11 protein-coding genes are annotated in these 14,703 nt (G+C 73.8%); 2 read left to right on the forward strand and 9 right to left on the reverse strand.

Translation table 11 applies throughout. The features are described 5' to 3' along the window. Position 1: 1 nt before the first annotated feature. Both ACYVD5_RS04235 and ACYVD5_RS04240 read left to right on the forward strand, forming a co-directional pair. Positions 2-1,063 (forward strand): GHMP family kinase ATP-binding protein, encoded by a 1,062-nt coding sequence (locus ACYVD5_RS04235; RefSeq protein ID WP_460999558.1) that lies wholly within the window; start codon positions 2-4, stop codon positions 1,061-1,063. Continuing rightward, complete coding sequence (locus tag ACYVD5_RS04240; RefSeq protein WP_460999559.1) at positions 984-2,039, forward strand: pyridoxal-phosphate dependent enzyme; 1,056 nt, start codon at positions 984-986, stop codon at positions 2,037-2,039. Before ACYVD5_RS04235 ends, ACYVD5_RS04240 begins: the two co-directional genes overlap by 80 nt. Positions 2,040-2,188: 149 nt before the next feature. On the opposite strand, the gene ACYVD5_RS04245 is transcribed toward ACYVD5_RS04240, so the two are convergent. The 9 genes from ACYVD5_RS04245 to ACYVD5_RS04285 all read right to left on the reverse strand — a co-directional run bounded on the left by ACYVD5_RS04245 (position 2,189) and on the right by ACYVD5_RS04285 (position 14,672). Further along, the gene (locus ACYVD5_RS04245) at positions 2,189-3,307 is read right to left on the reverse strand and encodes a thiopeptide maturation pyridine synthase (RefSeq protein ID WP_460999560.1); all 1,119 of its coding nucleotides are present in this window, start codon (positions 3,305-3,307) and stop codon (positions 2,189-2,191) included. Continuing rightward, a complete protein-coding gene (locus tag ACYVD5_RS04250) occupies positions 3,288-4,241 on the reverse strand; it encodes a lantibiotic dehydratase C-terminal domain-containing protein (protein WP_460999561.1) in 954 nt (317 codons plus the stop codon). The genes ACYVD5_RS04245 and ACYVD5_RS04250 overlap by 20 nt, the downstream gene beginning before the upstream one ends. Then, a complete protein-coding gene (locus tag ACYVD5_RS04255; RefSeq protein ID WP_460999562.1) occupies positions 4,238-6,853 on the reverse strand; it encodes a lantibiotic dehydratase in 2,616 nt (871 codons plus the stop codon). The genes ACYVD5_RS04250 and ACYVD5_RS04255 overlap by 4 nt, the downstream gene beginning before the upstream one ends. 576 nt (positions 6,854-7,429) lie before the next feature. Then, a complete protein-coding gene (locus ACYVD5_RS04260) occupies positions 7,430-7,576 on the reverse strand; it encodes a hypothetical protein (protein ID WP_460999563.1) in 147 nt (48 codons plus the stop codon). 148 nt (positions 7,577-7,724) lie between these two features. After that, positions 7,725-7,874 (reverse strand): hypothetical protein, encoded by a 150-nt coding sequence (locus ACYVD5_RS04265; protein WP_460999564.1) that lies wholly within the window; start codon positions 7,872-7,874, stop codon positions 7,725-7,727. Positions 7,875-7,887: 13 nt separating this feature from the next. Next, positions 7,888-9,378, reverse strand: coding sequence for a nitroreductase family protein (locus ACYVD5_RS04270; RefSeq protein ID WP_460999565.1), 1,491 nt, complete (start codon positions 9,376-9,378; stop codon positions 7,888-7,890). A gap of 163 nt (positions 9,379-9,541) precedes the next feature. Further along, complete coding sequence (locus ACYVD5_RS04275) at positions 9,542-11,557, reverse strand: TOMM precursor leader peptide-binding protein (RefSeq protein WP_460999566.1); 2,016 nt, start codon at positions 11,555-11,557, stop codon at positions 9,542-9,544. Beyond that, positions 11,550-13,460 carry a hypothetical protein gene (locus tag ACYVD5_RS04280; RefSeq protein WP_460999567.1) on the reverse strand — a complete coding sequence of 637 codons (1,911 nt, stop codon included), beginning with the start codon at positions 13,458-13,460 and terminating at the stop codon, positions 11,550-11,552. The genes ACYVD5_RS04275 and ACYVD5_RS04280 overlap by 8 nt, the downstream gene beginning before the upstream one ends. 561 nt (positions 13,461-14,021) lie before the next feature. Next, complete coding sequence (locus ACYVD5_RS04285; protein ID WP_460999568.1) at positions 14,022-14,672, reverse strand: response regulator; 651 nt, start codon at positions 14,670-14,672, stop codon at positions 14,022-14,024. Positions 14,673-14,703 lie beyond the last annotated feature (31 nt).

Below are 14,703 nucleotides of genomic sequence, written 5' to 3' on the forward strand. Positions count from 1 at the left end.
CATGATGACCGGCACCGGCCACGCCCCCTGCCACCACGGCGAGATCCTGCAAGGCGTCTTCCGCGACACCCGCGGGCGGCGCTGCCACGGCCTCGTCACCCTGCCCAGCCCCAACCCCCGCACCCGTGCGACCTTCACCCCGGCTCGGGGCGGCCGTATCACCGTCCAACCGGCGTCGCGCACCAAGGCGTTGGAGGCGGCCGAACTGGCGGTCGCCGAGTGCGCCGCGCTCACCGGGCGGGCGCGCTGCGGCGGCCACCTGCGCCTGTACAGCCGGGTGCCCATCGGGCTGGGCATGGGTTCCTCCACCAGCGACACGATCGCCGCCGTGCGGGCGGTCGCCGCCAGCTTCGGCGTCGGGCTGGATCCGGCGGCGATCGCCCGGCTGGCCGTGGCCGCCGAGCACGCCAGCGACCCGCTGATGCTCGACGGCCGGCCCCGGCTGTTCGCCCAGCGCGAGGGCCGCGTCCTGGAGGACCTGGGCGCGGCGCTGCCACCGGCCGCGGTGGTCGGCTGCCTCACCGGCAACGGGGCGCCGGTCGACACCCTGTCCGTTGCGGCGCGCCAGCGCACCGGCGCCTGCGGTGTTGCGTTCGGCGCGCCCGGCGACGACCCCTGCGACGACCCGTTCGGCGCCGCCCCCGACGGTGCGGTCGAGACCTTCGAGCGGTTGCGCGGCCTGCTGCGCACGGCGGTGTCCGAGGCCGACATCGGGCTGCTCGGCCGCGTGTGCAGCGCCAGCGCACGCTGCAACCAGCACCTGCTGGCCAAGGAAGAGCTACCGGAGCTGGAGCGCCTCGCCGAACGCTTCGGCGCCGCCGGCGTGCAGGTCGCGCACAGCGGCAACGTCGCCGGGCTGCTGTTCGACCCGGCCGCGCCCGGCTCGGGGCGCCGGATCCGCCAGTGCACCCGAGCGCTCCACCGCAGCGGCATCCCCGTCACCCGCGTGTTCCGCATCCGCACGAGCAGAACGGAGCCTGCACATGGACGATCACATCGCCGAAGCGATCGGCCGCCCCGACCTCGTACGGCTGGACGACGGATTGGTCTGCCTGCGTTTTGAGACCATGAAGGTCGTCTCGGCCGACGCCGCCGTCCGCCACCTGCTCGACACCGGCGCCGTCCGCCGCGGCGACACCCTGCTCGACAGCTCCAGCGGCATCTACGCCTACGCGCTCGCGCTGGCCTGCCACCGCTACGGCATGGGCTGCCACATCGTCGGGTCGACCACGGTCGACGACGGCCTGCGCACCCAGCTCGCGATCTTCGGGGCGCGCCTGGAGCAGATGGCGCCGTCCACCGACCTGAAACTGGACCAGGACCGCCGTGTGCAGCGCATCCGCGAGATCCTGCGCGAACACCCCGACTACCACTGGATGCGCCAGTACCACGACGGCATCCACTACCTCGGCTACCGCCCCATCGCCGAGCGGATCGCCGCCGAACTCGGCGCCGGGGCGCTGACCGTGGTCGGCGGTGTGGGTTCGGGCGCCTCCACCGGGGCGCTCGCCACCTACCTGCGGGAGCGCTCTCCCGATATCTCCTTGGTGGGGGTCCAGCCCTTCGGCAGTGTCACCTTCGGCAGCGACGACATCGCCGACCCCGACATCATCATCGCCGGAATCGGCAGTTCCATCCCGTTCGGCAACGTCACCCACACGCTCTACGACACCCTGCATTGGACCGGGTTCACGGCCGCCCTGGCGGGCAGCATCGACCTGCTCCGCTCCCACGCGGTCTTCGCCGGCCTGTCCACCGGTGCCGCCTACCTGGCGGCGCGCTGGGAACGGCGCAGGTCACCGGAGCGCGACGTGCTGTTCATCGCCGCCGACACCGGCCACCGCTACGCCGAGTCGGTGTTCGCCCGGCACCGCCAGGCGCTGCCGATCGACACCTATGCGCCCTACGAAATCTCCGCCCTGAGCGAGCTGGCGCTGCCCTGGTCGCGGATGGACTGGGGGCGGGCGCCCGACCCCGGCACCGCAGCGGCTCCGCAGGACGAGCACGCGGGCCGCCTGCCGGTCCCGGGCCAGTCCTGATCCGCGGCCGGTCGGCCCGCCTGCGGCGCCGGCGGCGCTGACGGCCGGCGGCCGCGGCGGCCGCACTGCCAACGGCGGCGAGCGGGTCGCCGGGCGGCAGGGTGCCGGTACCCGGGCGGGCGGGCCCGGCCGGGGCCGCCGCGGCCGGCTCAGGCGTTGCCTTCCTCGGCCAGGTGTGCGGCGGTGAACCGCTCCATCATCGCCACCGCCGACAGCCCGTAGACCTCTTCGACCGCGTTGGCGGCGAGGTGGCAGGTGCGCATCCGCTCCGGCGGCGCCATGCCGAGCCGGGTGAGGTGCAGATACGTGTAGTTGAGCAGTACCCGGTACACCAGGAAGGCGGGATCGGACAGGTACCGCTCGTGGTAGGCGCGGGTGGCGAACATGGTGCGGTGGAAGTCGCTGAGCCGGGGGTTGGCGCGGATGTCCTCCACATTGCCGGGCGTGATCAGCAGGCCGCGGTCAACCAGGGGGCGGGCGCGTTCGGCGTAGCGCGACACCAGCGCGGCCCATTGGGCGGCGAACGGCGCCGGTTCCCGTGCGGCTCCGTCCGCCCCCGAACCGCCGCCGTCGAGGGCGGAGACCACCGTGCGTACCCGCGCGGTCAGCTCCCGCCTGCGCTGCTCGTAGCGGTCGTCGAACGCGGCCCGCACCGCCCCGGGGTCGGAGCACTGCACGATGAAGCCCTCGGCGTGGGAGCGGTAGGACACGTAACTGCGGGTGATCGGCCCCAGCACCGTGTGGGACGTTGCCAGCATCAGCGACAGCGCCAGAGCCTCCTTGTCGTCGCGGCCCGCGCGGACGTGGCCGAGCATCTCCAGCAGCGGGCGGGTGGAGTCGGCGTAGAAGCCGGCGAGCAGCTCGGCGCCCCGGCTGCCCAGCACCTGGGCGCGGGAGTCGTAGTGCGGGTAGGTGATGGTGTTGTCCGGTGCCCACGGGGTCAGCGGGCCGTTCTCCTGCTCGCGTTCGGCGAGCAGCCGGTGCTGGGCCAGGGCCCGGTCGGTGTCGATCCGGGCGGTGGAGGGGTACGCACGCAGGTAGCCGCCCACGACCTCCTCGATCGCCGGGCGCACCTGCCGGGTCCAGGTCTGCGGTTCGGTGCGCAGGTTGATCCGCAGGTGCGGCCCCAGCCGCCAGTGGCGCAGCACATGGGCGCCGTGCACCGCACCGTCGAGGCGTTCCAGCAGCGGTCCCACGGCGTCCAGCAGCAGGGCGTCCTTGTCGGGCTCGTAGTAGTGGACGTGTGCGCTATACCAGCGTTCGGCCATTGGCGGACTCCTCGTGCAGCTCGGTCAGAATGCGGGCGACCAGCAGCGCCAGCCGGGTTTCCGCGGTGATCGCGATCCCCAGCCGGTTGTTCAGCAGGTGGGTGCAGCGCAGCAGGGTCGCCGGCACCGGCCCCTGCGCCAGGAACGACAGCGGCGACACGGCGTCGGCGGGCTCGGCGCCGAGCCCGGTGAGGCGGTCGCGCAGCTCGGTGAGCGAGGCCGCCCAGGCCGCCAGCGGTCCGCTGCGGGGCGGCCCCGCCCAGCACGCGCGGGTCTGGGCGATGAGGCCGGCGCGGTCGCGGCGCAGCGCCGCCTCGATCGGCGGCGATACCGGCGCGGACAGCGCCGCGGCGGCGCGGGCTGCGCGGGCGAGGTCGGGTTCGCACACGGCCAGCGCCGCGGTCAGCGCGGCGACGCCCAGCGCGGACCGCTGACCGGGGCCGGGGCGGCGGGCCAGCAGCTCCAGCGCGACCGCACTGGACTCGGTGAAGTGCCGCTCGGCCGCGCGGATGCACGCGCTATCGCCGAAGGCGCGGTGTTCGGGGCGGTAGCCGATGAAGCGGACGGTGTCGTTGGGTTGGAGGCGGTGGTCGTGGCCCGCCAGCCGTTCTCCGCGGGCCGCGGCGGCGGCGAAGTGCCGGTAGTCCGGTTCGGTCAGTGTCCGTTCGGAGGGGTTGCGGGCCAGGTAGCCGACTGCGCGATCGGCGACCAGCCGCCGGACGGGTCCGGCGGGTCCGCGCGCCCGCACCCGCAGCCGCAGGTGCGGGCCGCCTTCCCAGTAGCGCAGGAAGAACAGGCCGCCGATGCCGGTGCCGGGTTCGGCGCGCAGCGGCGCGACCAGTTCCAGCGCCATGCGGTCCAGCGATCCCGCGTGGAAGATGTGCGCGCTGACCCAGGTGCCCTCGGCGCCGCCGGTGTCGCCGCCGCCGTTCACCGGCCCTCCTCCGCGTACTCGCCGCCGTCGGCGGCGGTGCCGGCGCCGGTATCTGTGTCGGTATCGGTGCCGGCGTCGATCTGGACGGCGAACTCGGTGACCCGGACACCGTCGGCGCCGTAGCGCGGGTTGTCGCCCGGGGCGGGCAGCACCTCCTCCAGCAGCACGGTCCCGCCGGGCTCGCGCACCGCCCGGAAGAAGTCGCGCAGCAGGTGCGGCGCCGCCGCGTCGACATACAGCGGTTTGGTCGACTTGCCCAGCGCCCGTTGCAGGGGGTCGCGCGGCACCACCCGGGCGAAGAACGCGGCGGGCAGGCCGTGGTCGCGCAGCCAGCGCGCGAAACGCACCAGGTGGTCGGCTTCGCGCTCGCCCTTGGCGGGCAGCGGGATCTGCTCGGCGGGCATGCGATGGCAGCCGCGCAGCAGCGTGACGGCGCCGATGTCGACGCGCGGCCACCGCTCGATCCCGGGGGCGGCCTGCTCGCCGCCGCCGCGCAGCCGCCAGGACGGCGGCAGCGGCTGGGCGGATTCGCCGAACACCCGCAGCAGGAACGTGAAAGCGGGCGGCAGCAGGTAGGGCGCGAGCATGCCCAGGTGGGCCGGGCGGAGTTCGCGCCCGGCCGGGTCGTGCAGGGTGAGCACGCCGCGCTGCGGGTCGTGGCGGACCGCCAGGTCGGCGAGTGCGACGGCGTCGCCGGCGGGCTCCGTGCCGGGGCCGGAGTCGGCGACGCCCGGATAGGAGATCGGGCGTGCCCGCGCCGAACGGAGGCTGAGGGTGTGGCCGAACGCGCCCCGGCACTCGGCCACCCCGGGGTCCGGCGGCGCGCACGCCGGCGGGAGCCGGCCGCCGGCTTCGGCCAGCAGCCGGCGCAGCCTGCCCGTACCGCGCCCGTGCCCGGAACTGACCGTGTTGAGCACCAGCCGCGGCGGGCGCTCCGCCGCCAGCGGCTGGACATAGCAGCAGACCGACCGGGGCGCGCGGATGTCGGCGGGCCAGGTCGCGGCGGTCTTGTAGGCCGTGGCGGGGTCGAGGCGGATGACGCCGGGGGCGGACTCGGGGGTCTGGTAGATGGTCCGCCACAGGTCCGACCGCAGTTTCCGCACCTCGGCCAGCGCGACCGGCACCTCGGTGGCGAAGCCGTCGAGGGGTGCGCGCAGCAGCATGCGCAGATCGGCCGGGCCGTCGCTGCTGCCGTTGCCGTTGTTGTTGCCGCCGCCGCGGTGGACGCGGTGGTAGAAGCCGAGCAGCGGGGCGCGGGCACCGGGGCCGAACAGGCTGCTGAAGGCGGCGGCCGCGGCCCGCTTGACCGGCAGGTCGGGGTCGAGGACACCGAGCAGGACCCGCACCGCCTGGAGATCGGCCAGCGCCGGCGCCCAGGCGCGGGGGTCGCAGCGGGCAACGGTTCCCGGGTGCAGCGCGGACTCCAGCGCCAGGGCCTTGCCGGGCAGCTGCGTTCCCTCCGGGGTGAGCCGTTGCACGGCGGCCCGGATGCGTTCGCGGCGCAGCCCGGCCGAGCCGGGATCGCCCGGCGGCGCCGGTTCGCGGACCAGGGCGCGGAGCCGGTCGAGTTCGCCGATCTCGCCCGCGTCGTCCGGGAGCCAGGCGATCAGGTCGCCGAGCGGGTCGGCGGCCTGGTCGGCGTAGGGGCGGCAGCGCTCCAGCAGGCCGTGCTCCAGCAGCGCATCGAGCAGTTGCGGGTCGATGACGGGCCCGGACAGCTCCGCGCGGGTGGCTGCCGGGCGGGAACGGACCGCGGCCAGTGCGCTGCGGATGGCGGGGACGGCGGCGATCGAGGTGATCGGTTCGGCCGGGCCGGGGCGGAGGAAGACGATGCGGTCGCCGTCGTCGACCGCGGAGGGGTTGGCGCGGATGCCGACCCGGTCGCGCAGGCCGGCGCGGTCGGCGAGGTGCCGCCAGATGGTGTCGACCGCGGCGCGGTGCAGTTCTACCACCCCGGCCCGGCGCAGCGGGCGCCCGTCGACCGGCGGGCCGCCGGCCCGCCACCGGCCCAGGCCCGAGCCGGTGAACGTGGCGAACGGGCTGGTCTTGGCGGCCGCCCGGGCCAGGTAGCGGGCGACGCGCAACAGCGCCTTGCGGTCGGGTGCGGCCGCCGGACCCGCCCGCAGCCAGGTGTCGAGTTCGGCCGCCAGGTCGGGGACGGCCTGGGCGAGCCCGGCGCGGAACGCGGGCGCCGCGGCGGCGGCGGCGAGCAGCCGCCCGCGCGCTTGGCGGGTCTCCTCGCCCAACAGCTGCGGTAGGCGGTCGCGCAGCTCGTCGCGCCGGTCGAGCAGGCGCAGCCACGCGGCGATGCGCTCGTCGGTGCGGGCGGGCAGCACGGCCCGCAGGTCCGCGGAGAACTCGCGGGAGCGGGGGCGGCGTCCGGCGAACACGGCGCGGCGCAGCGCAACCAAACGGGGTTTGTACGCCGGGTCGGCCGCCGCGCCGATCACCCGGTGCAGTTCGCCGGACAGGCCGGCGCCTTCGGCGGAGAGGCGCGCCTCGATGTCGAGGACCTGTTGGGCCGCTGCCCAGGCCCGTTCGGCACGCAAGCCGGTCAGCACACCGGCGGGCAGCCCTGTCACCCGGACACCGAACTCCTCGGCGGCTGGCATGGGTCTCAACCTTCCATAACGTCGGCAAGGGCAAGAGCACCGCAAGGCGTACCGAGTTGGGCACTCCCGCGGTCGGCCGCTGCCACCACCGGTAGGAGACCCCCACCGGATTCCCATCAGCGGCCGCCCGCCCCGGAGTGCAAGCGTGCGGCCGCTGTTCGGCAAATGGGGCGGCGAGTAGGGATAATCGGACCCCGGTATTTCCATTCGGTGTGCGACTGGGGCGCGCCCCGCGGTGAGCGCACCCCGGAAAACCGCTATTCGGCGAACGCCGCCAGACAGCTTACTGAGTTGCATTGGCACCCGCACGAACCCGCAAGCTCGGTCATACCGTGGCCGGACTCCAGATCCTCCGGCGACACGACATCGATACTTTCAACGGACAAACCGGCGACATCGATACCATCCATTTCTTTACCCCTTCCTCGGATACCGCCCGCTCTTCCACGGAGAATTTTTGAACTTGTTTCCGGGTAACGGGCGCCCCTTCCCCGGAAACCCCCTCGGACCGGCCGGAGTGCACCCGGAACGTGCCGCGATACACCCCGGTCGGCCGCTATGCGGGAACGGCTGCCATCAACCGATCCAGCACGTCGTGCAACCGCAAGGGCACGACGTGGCGACCTCGGTCATGCCTTGGCCGGACTCCAGGGACTCCGGGGACTCCGGGGACACGACGTCGACGCTCTCAACCGACAGCCCGGCGACATCGATACCATCCATTTTCCTGCTCCTTTCATTGACATCCGCCCGCGCTTGCCGCGGACGGCCGCCTGGCAACCTAAATATCCACCATGCGCCGGGCACCGCAGAGCCATCCGATCGCAGCACCAGGGCTCCCAGAACAGACCACTCGGGCGCGCCCGGTTAACTAATCATCGTCGACCACTAAGCAACTGCACGGGAACACGACACCGCAAGAGGCGGCGATTTCGGTCATCCCGTGGCCGTTCTCCAGAGCTTCCGACGACACGACGTCGACGCTCTCAACCGACAGCCCGGCGACATCGAGACCATCCATTTTCCTGGTCCTTTCATTGACAGCTGGCCGCGCTTGCCGCGGACGGTCGCCTACCATCCCCACCTGCCGTTCCGGTACTTAATGCAAGCCGCCCGTCCAACACGGGGCCGCCCGTGGCCGGAACTCCGATCAGTAGGAAACCCAGCGGTGTCCTGCCGGTGCCCGCCAGCCCCAGTGCCGCCTCGGTCACGGCGTTGGTGCCATCGGAGTGGATACGGGCGCTCAGGCCCAGCGGCGGTGCGGCCAGTGCCGCCCGGTGCAGCGCCATGCCGGTCTCGGCCTGCTGGATGCGGTACCAGCGCGCACCGAATTCGGTCGAACCGGCGAGCTGGTCGCCCACCGGGATGAGGACCGCTGCCGCGCCGCGCAGTGCAGCACGGGCGTTGGCGGTCAACGGGCCGCGGGCGATGGCCGGGCCTATGTCCCCTGCGGCACCGACCGGTTCAACGGCGTGCCAGCCGCCGCGGTACCGGTAGCCGCCGGCCGCCAAGCCCGTGGTGCGCAGCGCCACCAGGTACAGCTCCAGCGTGCACGGCCGGTCGCGGGCACCGGGGATGTCATCGGCGCCGGCGGCCCACGCGGCGGCCAGGATGCGGGCCACCTCCGCAGCCGCGACGGGGTCGGGACGGTAGCCCCGCGGTGTCGAGCGGCGTGCGCCGATACCCGCGGCCTGCACCGGGGGCGCGACCGCCGGCAGCGGGACCGGTACCCGCTGGGGCTCCGCCGTGCGCCCGACCGCGCACGCCGGCACCGTGCACGCCGGCGCTCGGGCCGCCGCGGCGGCCCGAGCGTGCAGCGCGGCCAGGTGCGGAAGGCGGCCGGTGACGGGAACCGGCGGCGCGGCCGGACGCGGCTGGGCGGCGGGTTCCACCGCGGACCGGGTGCCGGTATCGGTAGCAGTGCCGCCACCGGTGGCGGTGTTTGTGTTGGTGTTGGTGTTGGTGCTTGTGCTGCTCTTGGTGCCGGTGTCCGCGGCCGTATCCGCGGTCCCGTCCGTGTCGGTATCGGCACCCGCATCGGTATCCGTGCACTCGCCGATCCGCCCGCCGGTGAGGCTCAGGACGGCGAGCACCCCTTCGGCCTCCGGATCCAACCCGAGCAGCCGGGCAACCGCGCCGTCGTCGAAACGCAGGTGGGCGCGCACCACGATGCCGTCGCGTTCGGCCACCGCCCGGGCCTGGGTGATCAGCGCGCCGATCTCCTGGCACTGCAGCCGGTAGGCGAAGTCGCCGTATTTGAATCCCTGGCGCCAGAAGACGGCCGACAGCAGCAGGTGGACATCGGCGGGCTCGCGGGGCGGATCGGCCAGTGCCGCGGTGACCGCCGGCCGGTGGTCACCGCCGTTCAGGACCTCCAGAACGTGGTGCGCGGGGGCGTAGTGGCTCAAAGCGCCGACCTGGGCGGCATAGGCCTCGATCGGATAGAGCCCGCCCCCCGACGGCGCCGGGCGGTGGAGCATCAGCGCCGGCGGACCGCCGCTGGTGTGGGCCCAGCTGCCGCCCACCACCCCCAGCAGGTCGCGCAGCAGGCGGCCGAGCGGTTGCGGCTGCGGGGCCTTGCGCCGCGCAGCCGGGTAGGTCTTATAGGTGCCCGGCTCCAGTCGACCGGCTCTTGCGGGCCGCTGCGCACGCCGTCCAGAAAACCGCTGATCGCGTTCACGGGCGGCCTCACGGGAAGGGGTGGGGGTCGGGGTTGAGGTCGGCGGGTGCCAGGTCGCGGTCGGCGCGGCCGAGCAGCCGGGGCACCGACAGCAGCCGCGGCAGCCCGTGCATGCGGCGGAACCGGTGGCCGAAGGTCATCGAGGCGGTCCCGGGCACGAGCACCTTGGCGCAGGCGAACCCGCCCGCGGCGAGTTCGGGGCCGGTGGTGTCGACCGCGATCACGTCCAGTCCGCTGCGCGCATAGCGGCCGGCCAATTCCGCGAGGTCATCGCGGAGGTCGTCGTGGAGCGGCCACGGAGCGCCCGGGATGTCGCCGACCGGTATCAGCGGGCCGTCCGCGGGCAGGAAGGCGAACCGCTCGAAGGCATCGGGGTGGCCGTAGAGCAGCGTGTGGTCATCCATGTCGCGCACCTGGTCGGGGTCGGTGAGCAACCGCGCGGCCCGGTCGGGGTCGTAGCGCCGGGTCAGCCCGTCGATCAGCGGCCCGATCTCGCCGATGGCCGCGGACAGGGCGCGTTCGGGGTCGAGATGGGCCGCTGCGCCGCACAGGGCGCGGGGCCGGTCGGGGCCGCCGGTGCGGTCGACCGCCATGGCCCAGATGGCGGGCACGCCCTGCTCCACCGTTGCGGCATAGGCGCTGATCTCATAGCCCAGGCGGTTGCGGATGTTGGCGGCCGCTACCGGGATGCGGCGGTCGCGGGCGGAGCCGAGGTCGATGCGGGGGATCGCCATGCGGGTGTACCAGGTGGTCAGGAACGCGTCGCGCTCGGCGACCTCCAGCAGGCCGTGCAGTACCGCCTCGGCCGGCCCGCTGCCCACGGCGCACCCGTTGGAGCATTCGTAGGCCGGGCCCGGCTCGCCGCGGCGCAGGCCGTAATAGGCGAAGGATTCGGGTACCAGCACCGGTTCGTTGCGTGTGCAGGAGCGGCCCCACACCCACTGGATCGGGCGGTCGGGGTCGAAGCGCCGGAAGGGGAACCCGGGCCGGTCGTACCAGTGGTCGGGGTAGAGGCCGAGCCGGCGGGGATCGAGCGCGGTGTCGGCGACCTCGCGGTACGCCGCCCGCACCGGGGCGCCGGGGCCCCGCCGGTGCGGGCCCGACCACCGCTCCAGGGCTTCGGCGAGCGCGGCGGCGGTGGCGGCGCGGTAGTCGTCGGCGCGACCGTACCCGTGCTGGCTGTCGTGGCGGGCGGTGGCGGGCCGGAGCCGGGCCACCGCTGCGGCGGCGGGCACGTGCTCGCCGGTGGCCAGCGACTGCACCAGCCCGGTCTCGGCATCGACGTAGAGCCGTTCGAGCTCTGCCATCCGGTCGGTGAGCGCGGCCGCGCGGAAGGTACCGGGTGCGGGCTTGGGCTCGGACTCGGGCTCGGGGTCGGGGTGGCGGGCGGGCGCGGGGGCCGGCGCTTGTGCGCAGTCGGGGCAGTGCGGATCGGGAAGCAGCGGGTGCCGGGTGATCAACCCGTCGAGCACGGAGATCCGCAGCAGGGCCCGATGGGTGCGGGCCGTTGCGGGCGCGGTGTGCAGCCGCCGGATCTCGTCGGCGATCAGCGCGCCCACGGCCGAGGCGAGCACGGGTGTGAGCAGCGGGCAGGGCCGTTCGGCGAGCTCCCGGGCATGGCGCTGCCGCAGGGTGCCGCGTTCGGGGGCGTCGGGGCGGTTGCCCGCCCGGCGCCGCTCGGCGCAGGTGGGGCAGCCGGGGCGGTCGGGCAGCCGGGCGGGGCCGATCATGATGCGGCCGGCCTCGACCCGCGCCGCGAGCCAGGGGACGGCGGCCGCGGCGGCGGCGCGCTCGGTGCCGGGGTGGGCGCGGGTGTCGTCGGCGTCGCTGAGCACGGCGATCACATCGGGGGCGCCGAGGCGGGCGGGGTCGGCGGCGGTCCCGCCCAGTGCCGCGGCGGTCGCCGAGCGCAGCAGGCCGGCCCCCGGCAGGGCGACCACCATGCCGGCGCACACGACCGCGTCCGCCGCCCCGGCGCCGGTGGCGGCCGCTGTGGCGGTGGCGGCTGCGGTGGGCTCAGCCATCGAACAGCTCCACCCGGACGGCGTGCGGGGTGGGGGTGTCGCCGACGGGCAGCGGGGCGGCCACCGGAGTGCTTCCGGCCGCCTGCAACGCTTCGGCGATGGGGCGCCACTGCGGCGGGTCGTCGCCGGGCCACCACGGCTGGGGCTCGGTGGCGCCGCCGGGCCGGCCGGCGGCGCGCGACTGCCAGGCCAGCACCGCGCGTTCCAATCCGTTGCGCAAGGCCGTGGTTTCGGTATCGGCGCAGGTGATGATGGTCGCGCCCGCCGCTTGGACACGGTAGGCGGGCAGCTTGAGGACTCCGCTGAGATCGGTGGCGGCCGGGGTCTCGCCTGCGGTTTTCAGCAGGCTCAGCAGGTCGGCGGTCGCTGTATCGGCGGCGGCCTGGAGCAACTGCGCAGGCGGGGCGGCTGCGGGTTGCGCGCGCAGGGTCCGGATGATCAGCTCCTCGGCTCGTGAGCGCAGTGCGGCCGCGAGGGCGGCGTTCCAGGTTAGTCCTGCGCCGTACCCGGAGGGCGGCAGCCCGGCCGGGCCGGCCGGGTCCGCTCGATCCGCCTGGTCCGGCAGGGCGGCGGAGGCGGCCAGCGGGCGGCTGCGGCCGGAGAGGAGTTCGATTCCGCAGCCCCCGCCCGCTCCCAGCGCGCCGTATGCGGCACAGGCGGCGAGCACGGTGCGGGTGCGGGCGGTGGCCCGATCGGCGCCCCACCCCACAACGCGGGGCGCCGGCCGGCCGCCGGGCCGCGAACCGGCCGGGTGGCCGACCAGCGCCGCGCACACGGAGAGGGGTGTCTGGACGAGGTCGTCCTCGTCCAGCGAACCGAACAGGCCGGTGCGCGGATCCACGCATGCGGCGGCGCGGTCGAGCAGCTGCTGCGGGCTGATGGGGTCGGCGCCGGCGAGTTCGCCGATCGCGGCCCGAACGGAGCCGGCACTCCGCGGAGCCGGGGCGCCGACGGGAGGCACCCGGTGCCGGTGGGAGTCGAGGGTGCGCAGGTCGATCCGGGTCGGCGGCTCGTCGGCGCCGGCCAGCCCGGTCAGCCGGGAAAAGCACGACAGCGCGAGCCGGGCGCCGAGCAGGCCGGGCACTGCGCCGGTGAGCAGGTCGTCCGGCGGTGCGCCGCCGGAGGGGCCCGCGGCGCCGCGTCCGCCCGATGGGCCGCCGGGTGGCGGCAGTCCGCCCATCCGGTGCCAGCATGCGCCGGCGGTCTCGGCGGGAGCCACGGGGTGGATCCAGGCCTCGTCGCCTTCCAGCAGGATCTGCCCCAGTTGGGTGCCGGTTCCGGTGAGCGCCTCGGCGGTCGCGGCCAGCCGGGCTCGCCGGTCGTCGACCTGCAGCAGCACGTCGGCGGGTTCGGTGGCATGGGGAACGTCGGCGAGGTGCACGCACTGGTCGCCGCCGCGGCGCCCGCGCGCGGCGGCCGCCGACAGCCGGTCGGCCTCGCGGTCGGGGGCCTCGACCACGATCCGGCGCCATCCCGAGGCGAGTCCGGACTCCAGTAGCGCAGACAGCACCGGCCCGTGCCCGGTGAGGGCGATGCGAGCCTGGCGGAACCGCTCGAACCGGCGTTCGGCAGAGGCCAGGCGGTAACGGATGAAGGCGATTTCGGCGGCGTAGGTGTCGAGCTCGGGCCCGGTGAGGCCGTGCGGTTCCTCGTCGGCCGCGTCGAGGACGAACCCTTCGGCCGCCAGTGCCTCGACCAGGTGCACGACATGACTGCGGTAGTCGCCGGGCAGGCCGGAGGTCAACTCGTCCAATGTGCGTTCGCCGGTGAGGTGCGGGGTGAGCCGCGACAGCCATTCCGCGGCCTGGGCGCCCTTGAGCGTGCAGACACCGTGATCACCGTGGAGATAAACCCCGTCGTCGCCGGGGACGCAGCGGATTCCATCCCTTATCTGCGGTCGCATACTTCCCGGTCCTCCGATTCGCCGCTCCGGCCACTGGTGGACGTGCCCACCGATTACATCACCGCAGCAAAAAATATGGCGCCCCAGGAAGATGAAAAGCACCGTATGTCCATTCAATCCCTTGCGGGAATTGCACCAATCCAGCGCAATACAGGATTCCATTGGCGCCGACGGAAACCCGTTTACCGCATACCCAAAAACAGAAGAAATCGTCCGGACAACCATCCGGGAATGCGGATACGGGATTGCCGGACAGCACAAGGCAAACAGGCCGCAGACCCATTATGCGGCCGACCGGCCGCCCGCGGATCCACCAGCGGACCGCGTCCGGCCCGGAATTGCGCACGCCACCAAAATTCCGGTTCCCCGGACCTGATGCCGGACCGGACCGGGAAGACGGAAGCGGCGGAAGGCGCCGCTGGATGTGCCGTGCGGCCCCGGGGCGGCACGGCACGATTTCGGCCGCATTTTCTTCCGGGGAAGCAGATGCGGCCTGCCGCGTGCGCACCGCCGAACCGGTTCCGGGAGCGCCGCACCGCGGGTCCGGCGGCGGCCGCCCGATTAGGGCTGGGGAACGTTGTCGGTCAACCCCAATTCCTGGGCGACGATCGCCGCCTGGATTCTGGTGCGCAGGTTCAACTTGGCGAGAATACGCGCGACATGGGTTTTGGCCGTTGTGTCGGCCACGCGGATCCGCGCCGCGATCTGCGTGTTGGACATACCGCGCCCCAGACAGGCAAGGACCTGCCGCTCCTTCGGCGTGAGCATATCGGTCTCCCGGCCCGAGGAGATCGAACGCGCGGAGAACGTGTTGATGAGTTTCGTGGCCACGACCGGCGCCAACACGCCCTCCCCGCGGCGCACCAACCGCACCGCCTCGACAAGGCGCTCCGGTTCGGTGTCTTTGAGTAGGAAGCCGTGGCAACCGGCGCGCAGGGCACCGAAGATGTATTCGTCATGGGCGAAATTGGTGAGGACCAGCACCTTGGTGGTGGCCGAGAGGCGCCGTGTTGCCGCGATCCCGTCCATACCCGGCATCCGGACATCCATGAGGACCACGTCCGGCCGCAGTTCACGGGCCATGGCCACGCCTTCGGCGCCGTCCACGGCGCATCCCACCACTTCGATGTCCTGAGCGTACTGTTCGAGTATCAGCGAGAATCCGGTTCTGACCGCCGCTTCGTCGTCGGCGAGTACCACTCGTATGGTCATGGGCGCTCCGTAAAGTCGGCCGGACAAGGAG

Source organism: Streptomonospora sediminis, from assembly GCF_054778995.1.

Excerpts from the sequence above, each read along its gene's own strand:
- ACYVD5_RS04235 (WP_460999558.1), top strand. The coding sequence starts at position 2 with ATGATGACCGGCACCGGCCACGCCCCCTGCCACCACGGCGAGATCCTG.
- ACYVD5_RS04240 (WP_460999559.1), top strand. The coding sequence starts at position 984 with ATGGACGATCACATCGCCGAAGCGATCGGCCGCCCCGACCTCGTACGG.
- ACYVD5_RS04245 (WP_460999560.1), bottom strand. The coding sequence starts at position 3,307 with ATGGCCGAACGCTGGTATAGCGCACACGTCCACTACTACGAGCCCGAC.
- ACYVD5_RS04255 (WP_460999562.1), bottom strand. The coding sequence starts at position 6,853 with ATGCCAGCCGCCGAGGAGTTCGGTGTCCGGGTGACAGGGCTGCCCGCC.
- ACYVD5_RS04260 (WP_460999563.1), bottom strand. The coding sequence starts at position 7,576 with ATGGATGGTATCGATGTCGCCGGGCTGTCGGTTGAGAGCGTCGACGTC.
- ACYVD5_RS04265 (WP_460999564.1), bottom strand. The coding sequence starts at position 7,874 with ATGGATGGTCTCGATGTCGCCGGGCTGTCGGTTGAGAGCGTCGACGTC.
- ACYVD5_RS04275 (WP_460999566.1), bottom strand. The coding sequence starts at position 11,557 with ATGGCTGAGCCCACCGCAGCCGCCACCGCCACAGCGGCCGCCACCGGC.
- ACYVD5_RS04280 (WP_460999567.1), bottom strand. The coding sequence starts at position 13,460 with ATGCGACCGCAGATAAGGGATGGAATCCGCTGCGTCCCCGGCGACGAC.
- ACYVD5_RS04285 (WP_460999568.1), bottom strand. The coding sequence starts at position 14,672 with ATGACCATACGAGTGGTACTCGCCGACGACGAAGCGGCGGTCAGAACC.